This is a genomic window from Arthrobacter sp. Cr_A7 (assembly GCF_029222765.1).
Taxonomy (GTDB): Bacteria; Actinomycetota; Actinomycetes; order Actinomycetales; family Micrococcaceae; genus Arthrobacter.
This window is the reverse complement of the sequence record NZ_JARHXQ010000175.1, coordinates 20,717-27,562: the sequence shown is the minus strand read 5'-3', so window position 1 is coordinate 27,562 and position 6,846 is coordinate 20,717. Positions and strand designations below refer to the sequence as shown.

Here is a 6,846-nt window from a genome sequence, read left to right as displayed (position 1 = left end):
CCGGCGAGCAGGGCGATGGGGTCGCCGTCGGGGTCGGAGTCGTTGGCCAGCGCGTCCACCGCAACTTTGCGCCCGGGCCGGACATCGATGGAGTCTTCCACGGCGATGGGGTTCTGGTTGTTGGCTTCCGGCGGGGCGATGCCCACAATCACGGTTCCCGTGTTTTCGGCTCCGATGCGGTCGCGGACCCGGTAGGTGAAGGTATCGGTGCCTGCGGCGTCGCCGGCGGCGGTGAATTCGAGGTAGCCGTCCTTGACGGTGGCCGTACCCATCGCGGCGGCCTTGTCGATGCCGATCAGCTGAACGGAGTCGCCGTTCGCGTCTATCCCGTCCAGCGGTGCCGGGATCTTCACGGTCATCCCGGAGACAACCCGGGCCGTCAGGTTCCGCGGCTCGGGGCGGGAGTTGCGTTCGTCGTCGCGGGCCTGGATCCGGATGGTGACCTGCTGGGAGTCCACCTGGCCGGTGTCATTCCGCACCTTGTAGATGGCGTAGACGGTTTTGGGGGTCTCGCCGGCAATGAACCGCAGCGTGTCCCCGGATACGAACATCCGCCCGTCCGCGGCATCGGGCTCCTGGGCAAGTTCGGGAACCAGTGTCAGTTTCCCGCCGTTGGGGTCAGTGTCATTGCCCAGGACCGGGATGGTCACCACGTCCCCGGCACGTACGGTGGCCTCGTCCGGCTTGGCCTGCGGCGGCTGGAGTTTGGCGGGGGCCGGGACCAGCAGCACGGCGATCTCGCCCACTGCGGACGCGCGGCCATTGGAAATGGTGTACTTCATGGTCAGCTGGCCTTCGGCGCGGATATCCGTCACGCGGACCACCGAATGGTCCAGGACGGAGACGCTGACCGGCAGTCCGGAGTCCGCGGTAACGGACTGGACTACCAGCACGCCGCCCGACGGGTCGGAGTCGTTCCCCAGCACATCCACAAGCACGCTGCCGCCGGTGGGAAGCAGGGCGATGTCGCGCACCGCCACCGGTGCGCCCTCATCGTTGCCTGGAACGACGTCGACGCGGACCAGCTGCTGGGCGCTCGCCGGCCCGTTGGTCACCAGGTAGGAGACGTAGTGTGCCCCCAGCACCTCGGAGTTGAAGGTGAAGGTCTGCTGGTCGGCCCCGATGGTGGCTGTTGACTGCTCATCCGTTGTAGCCTGCGCCAGGCGCAGGGATCCGCCCTGCGGATCAACGTCGTTCTTGAGCGGGGCGATCACGGTGTCGGCGCCGGCCACGGCGATGACGTGGTCGGCGTTGGCCAGGGGCGGCAGTGCGCCCGGCGCGCGGACGTCAACGGCAATCCGTCCCTCGGCCGTGGCTTTTCCGTCGGAGATGCGGACGGTAAGGACTTTGCGGCCGGGGGCTGTTCCCGAGTCCTGGAAGGTGAGCTGCCCGTCGGGCCTAATCCGGACCTGGTCCAGCGGGTCCGGGCTGGTCACGGATTCCGCGAAGAGGTCGTCGCCGTCGGGGTCAATCCAGTTGGGGAGGATATTCTGGGTGAGCGCCTTGCCCTGCTGGAGCACCAGGGTGGTTTCGCGGTTTGGTTTCTGCTGCGGCGCTGAATTTTCGCCGGCAGGAACAATGCGCAGTGCCACGTCGGCAGTTCCTGACAGTCCGCGCCCGTCGTCCACTGTGTACTGGAAGGAGTCTGTTCCGGTCTTGTCCGCGGGCACCGCGACCTGGAAGCCGGTGTCGCCGTAGATGGTGGAAAGGGTTCCGGACTTAACCTCGGCGGGCGGGCGCAGGGTGAGGATGTCGCCGTCCGGATCCGTATCATTGTCCAGCACGGGCAGGATGGTGGTCTTGCCGGCCCGGACACCAAAGGCATCCGGTTTTGCCGAGGGCGGGCTGTTGGGTTTGGTGCGGTCGGGCAGGACGGTCTGCTGGACTTCGTCGGCGGAGTCCTTGTCCGCGTCGTCCGACGTTTCTTTGGGTGGAATGACGTCGTCCCAGTTGTTCACGAGCTGCATGTTCTGGTTGACCAGCCACACGTTGCCCGAGTTCACATCATTCAGGACCACCAGATCCCGGTTCACCCGGAAAACATACGACGGCGACGCACTGGCCTTGGGCACGTCCACGTTCTTGTCAGCAGCATCATCCACACAGTCCCGGACGTACTTGTTCGCCCCCGACCACGCAGCATGCACACACCCGCCCAACTGCACCGGCGCAGCCGGGACACCCTCGCCGTCGAACGTCACCGTTTTGGCCGTGCCGCCATCCAGCGGCTGCTTCAGCAGCGCCTTCTGCGTCGAAATTGCCACAAAGTCGCTGGCGGGACCGCCCTGCTGCAGCTTCGCCTCGCGGGCGTTCTCCAGCTGCAACCGCTTCCCGCCCGGCAGGAACAACTCCCCCGCAGCCGCATCAAGAACCACCGGCTGGTCCCCCACCACCGTGATCTGCAGGTCGCCCGCGCCCTTCAACTCGCCCCACGTCTCAGACTCCGAGGACGTGACCTCACCATTGGCATCAACACCGGTCACAGTCACCACACCCGACTCCGGATCCGCCGAGTAAATCCGGTCATCCTCCCCCACAGCCGAAACGGTGCCCTCGGAGCCCACCAGCACCGGCTCGGTAGCCTCCTCATCAAAACCATTCACCGTGGACGGCGACACCGCCCACACCTTGCCCGAAGCCGCATCCGTCACCGAGATCACCTCGGAGCCGAAACTCACATCAGCAGCCCCCGGCAACTGCTTATCCCCACCCAGGCGCATATTCGCCGGCGACACCTGATTCAACGTCGAACCAGACTCATCATCAACAAACACCTCCCCCGCGTCCTGCAAAATGTCGAACGTCGTGGACGCCGGCGTCACCGCACCATCGAGCACACGCGACGGGTAATTCAGCCGGCCCACCGCATTCTTGGACTTGGAGACCACCCACACACCGCCGTCGTTCAACTCCACCTCAGTGGTCTTAAACCCCGGATAGACGATGGCGCCAACCACCAGGACAGTGAGCGCGAGCCCGAAAATTGCTGAGGTAAGGAGCCGGGACCGCAGGAATGAGGTGCGGAACGGTGCGGCTGGCGCGGCGTTTTGCGCGCGACTATGTCCGCGAAGTTTCATGGAAAAGCTTCCCCCAAGTATTTTCCGGCGCCGGCTTCCGGCCGTGCGGCGGACGGGCACACCTAATATAGCCCGTAAGACCAACAAATGGATAAACTGTGTGGAAACGCGGCCCTAATCCAGGACGAGCCCCTTGCCCAGGCCGCGGGCGAGCTTGACAGGCCGGATTTCGCCGAAGCCGCGGACGTTTTCCGGCGGCTGGGGCACCAGAACGAAGCGCTCATCCTGCTCAAGGGCGGAGGCAGTCATTGAGTCCACCAACACCGTTCCGGGATCTGCAAGGGTGGTAAGCCGGGCCGCGAGGTTCACAGTGGGACCGTAGATGTCCCCCAGGCGGGACAGGATCCTGCCCCACACCATTGCCACCCGGGCTTCCGGCAGGATTTCATCCTCCGTGAAAGCCTGGGCAAGGGCGAGTGAGATCTCGGCGCCGGCAGCCGGAGTTTCGGCAATATAAAGGACTTCGTCGCCGACCGTCTTGACCAGGCGGCCGCCGCCGACGGAGATGATTTCGGCGCACTTGTTTTCGAAGCGCTGGACCAGGCGCGCCAGCGTCTTTTCGTTCATGCGGCGGGACAGGCTGGTGTAGGACACCAGGTCGGCGAAGCCCACCGCGCGGGCCAGCGGCAGCGGCGCGTCATCCTCGTCGCCTTCACGGCCCTCTTCGCTGGCCTGCAGGCCGGCCTCGGCACGGACGGCGAGCCGCTGGACTCCGGCGTTGAGTTGCCGCCGCCAGGAGTAGACAAGAACCTCTTCGAGGGCATCAACCAGGGCGGGCAGTTCGTTGACCAGGCGCTTGCGCGCCACGGCGTCCGTGACGCCCTGCTCGTGGACCATGTCCTCCACGAGGGCCTCGATCTGCCAGACCACCATGCGGTCCGTCATCTGGCCGATGGAGCGCGTGACGGAGATCGCTGCTTCCTCCGTGAGCTTGCCGGACCGGACCAGGTCCACCACGGTGGAAAGGGCCGCCTGGTCGCGTTCGGTAAAGGCGACATCCTCATCGCCAAAGTTGGGGAAGCCCAGGGCACGCCACAGCTTGCGTGCGGACAGGAGCGACAGCCCGGCGCCGGCGGCCACCTCACGACGGCGGAGCTTGCGTTCCCCGCCGAGCAGCCGGCTTTCCAGCGCCTTCATCGCCAGCCGCTCCGCGGACATGGTGCCGGTGGCAGGGTGGGGGTCCGCCGCGGGTGCGGGCGCGATGGATTCGACGCGTTCCTGCTGGTCCTCATCGTTCATCCCGTCCACCTTCTCTCATTTCCCACGGCAAAGCTTCGGCGGGGTAGTGCGTTGTGCCGCCCGGCTGGGCATCACGTTCCTCCGGCAATTCCTCGATGGCATCGAGGATGAAATCCCGGAATGTGGCAACCTCGGGCACGTCCTGGAATGTCACCACGCCCTGGTGCCCGGTTTCCAAGGATATATTCCCGGAGCGCAGGAGGCGTTGCAGTACCGACTCGTGGACGGTCAGGTTGCGCACCGAAGCCAGGTTGACCTGCTGGTCCCGCCGTTTCAACCTGCCGTATCTGGCCACCATCCTTTGGCTGGTGAGGGTGTACCGCGTGCCGTGCCAGCGCAGCAGCTTGGGCAGGCAGAAGCCGAGCCAGACCCAGGCAGCCGCGGCAATGCAGGCAGCCACCAGCCACGGCGTCCATTGTGCTGTGAGGAAAGGTACATGGCGGCGCGCCTCTCCCCGGATGATCCAGGCCGAAGCGTACGCCGCCAGCGCGGGCGACACGATGAAGGCGAGCGCGGCTCCTGCCAGCTTCCTCGGCTGCGGGCGTGTGGTGACAATCACCTGTTCGCCCGGAACGAGGTCTTTACGCATAACCGCCTTGGCCGGGGTCGTCGGGGGACGTCCAGGGGCGCAGGTGCACAACGTCCCCGGCGGTCACCACGTGCTCCCGGGAGTCCCGGTCCATCACCAGCAGCGACCCGTACTCGTCAAGCCTGGAGGCGTGGCCGATGATTTCGTGGTCGCCGGGAAGCTGGGCGCGGACCTGCTTGCCGAGTGTCACCATGACCGCTTCCACCCGTTTGTGCAGGGAGGGTCCGCCGGCCATTCCCGCCGCCGGATCGCCGTCGGCGTTGCAGAAGCTGCGGTAGAGCACAGCGAAGCGTGAAAGGTAGCTTTTCAGCAGCAGGGTGCGGTCTGCGGTGCGCGCACCCTCCAGCACCACCGAGGTGGCGGTGGGGACCGGCAGTTCGCCTTCGCGCAGCGTGACGTTCAGGCCGGTGCCCAGGATGACCGGGGGCACGGTGCCGTCCACCATGGGGCCAAGCTGCGCCAGGATGCCGGCGATCTTCCTGCCGCGCACCAGGACGTCATTGGGCCATTTGAGTTCAGCCGGAAGGCCGGCGGTCTCCAGGAGGGTTTCGCGCAGCGCCAGGGCAGCAATCAGTGAAAGCCAGGAGTAGCTCTGGGTGGGCAGCGGCCTGCCTTCGGCATTCACGGGCCGCAGGACCACCGAGACGGAAACCGAGCTAAGCGGCGGCGCTTCCCAGTGCCTGTCCAGGCGGCCGCGCGCGGCCGTCTGGTACTCGGCGGTAAGGACCGACAGGTCCGGCCAGGCCTGCGGCTCCACCGTGACGGCGCGGAGGAGGTCCGCGTTGGTGGATCCGGTGGAATCCACCACCTCGAGCCGGGAAATGCCTGCCGAGGCCAGGAAACGCTGGTCGTCCAGGTCCCCTCGGTCCAGAGGGTTGCCGGGGGTGCGTGCGTCATCCATGCCTAAATCCTAGCGAGCTAATCCTTCCCCGGCGGAGTTGACCTGCCCCCGATTGCCCCGCGCGGCGTGCCGCCCGCCGCCCTACAGGAAGATGTCCGGAACCAGCCCGTCCTCGGGCGCGCCCAGGCTGTAAGGACGGAAATCCGTCACTCCTGCTGCCGCCAGGACCTGCTCATCCGTGTAGAAATTCCCGGTCGCTGCCCCGCCGGGCACAAGGTTGCTGCCGGTGAGGATGGCGTGGGCGGCATCGGCCATGATCTGCGGCCCGCGGGCCGCCTGGACCATTACCTCGCCATGGGGCATATTGCGGATGGCCGCCGTGTCGATCAGGGTGCACGGCCACAGCGAGTTGACGCTGATCCCGTCCGCCTTCAGTTCCTCGGCGAGTCCAAGGGTGGTCAGGCTCATGCCGTACTTGGCCATGGTGTAGGCAAGGTGCTTGCCGGCCCAGTAGGGGTCGAGGTTCAAGGGCGGTGAGAGGGTGAGGATGTGCCCCCGCCCGGAGGCGCGGAGCGCGGGCAGCGCAAGCTTGGACAGCAGGAACGTGCCGCGCACGTTGATGTCCTGCATGAGGTCGTACTTTTTCATGTCCACGTCGTCGGTCCGGGACAGGTCAATGGCGGACGCATTGTTGATGACGGCGTCGATGCCGCCAAAGTGTTCCACCGCGGCTGCCACAGCGCTGGCCACGTCCTCGTCCCGGCGCACGTCACCCACCAGGGGCAGGGCCTGGCCGCCGGCATCCACAAGTTCCCGGGCAGCCGTATGGACAGTTCCGGCCAGTTTGGGGTGCGGCTCCCCCGTCTTGGCCATCAGGACGATGTTTGCGCCGTCCCGGGCGGCGCGCCGGGCAATGGCCAGTCCGATGCCGCGGCTTCCACCGGAGATAAGGATGGTCTTCCCGTGCAGCGAACCTGCGGCCCGGTACGGGCTCCCGGGGGCGTGCAAAGCGTCATTGCTTGAAGTCATGCAATCACTGTAACCCAAGTATGTTACTGATGAGTAACATAGCGGGTGCGGGTGGCGGCACGGCAGAAAAT

5 protein-coding genes are annotated in these 6,846 nt (G+C 66.1%); all 5 read right to left on the bottom strand.

The annotated features are described in order from the left end of the window. Positions 1-3,077: Ig-like domain-containing protein (locus P2Q66_RS10725; RefSeq protein WP_275727927.1), on the bottom strand; the 3,077-nt coding region annotated here is incomplete at its 3' end. 114 nt (positions 3,078-3,191) lie between these two features. Next, positions 3,192-4,316: an adenylate/guanylate cyclase domain-containing protein gene (locus P2Q66_RS10720; protein WP_275727926.1), complete on the bottom strand. Its 1,125-nt coding sequence runs from the start codon at positions 4,314-4,316 to the stop codon at positions 3,192-3,194. Further along, positions 4,306-4,905 (bottom strand): PH domain-containing protein, encoded by a 600-nt coding sequence (locus P2Q66_RS10715; RefSeq protein WP_275727925.1) that lies wholly within the window; start codon positions 4,903-4,905, stop codon positions 4,306-4,308. Before P2Q66_RS10715 ends, P2Q66_RS10720 begins: the two co-directional genes overlap by 11 nt. Beyond that, positions 4,898-5,806, bottom strand: a complete 909-nt coding sequence (locus P2Q66_RS10710; RefSeq protein ID WP_275727924.1) for a biotin--[acetyl-CoA-carboxylase] ligase — start codon at positions 5,804-5,806, stop codon at positions 4,898-4,900. The genes P2Q66_RS10715 and P2Q66_RS10710 overlap by 8 nt, the downstream gene beginning before the upstream one ends. Before the next feature lie 81 nt (positions 5,807-5,887). Next, entirely contained in the window at positions 5,888-6,775 is an 888-nt protein-coding gene (locus P2Q66_RS10705; RefSeq protein ID WP_275727923.1) for an NAD(P)-dependent oxidoreductase, read from the bottom strand. Between the last annotated feature and the right edge of the window lie 71 nt (positions 6,776-6,846).

Coding starts and splice junctions, on each gene's coding strand:
- P2Q66_RS10715 (WP_275727925.1), bottom strand. CDS start 4,905: ATGCGTAAAGACCTCGTTCCGGGCGAACAGGTGATTGTCACCACACGC.
- P2Q66_RS10710 (WP_275727924.1), bottom strand. CDS start 5,806: ATGGATGACGCACGCACCCCCGGCAACCCTCTGGACCGAGGGGACCTG.
- P2Q66_RS10705 (WP_275727923.1), bottom strand. CDS start 6,775: ATGACTTCAAGCAATGACGCTTTGCACGCCCCCGGGAGCCCGTACCGG.
- P2Q66_RS10720 (WP_275727926.1), bottom strand. CDS start 4,316: ATGAACGATGAGGACCAGCAGGAACGCGTCGAATCCATCGCGCCCGCA.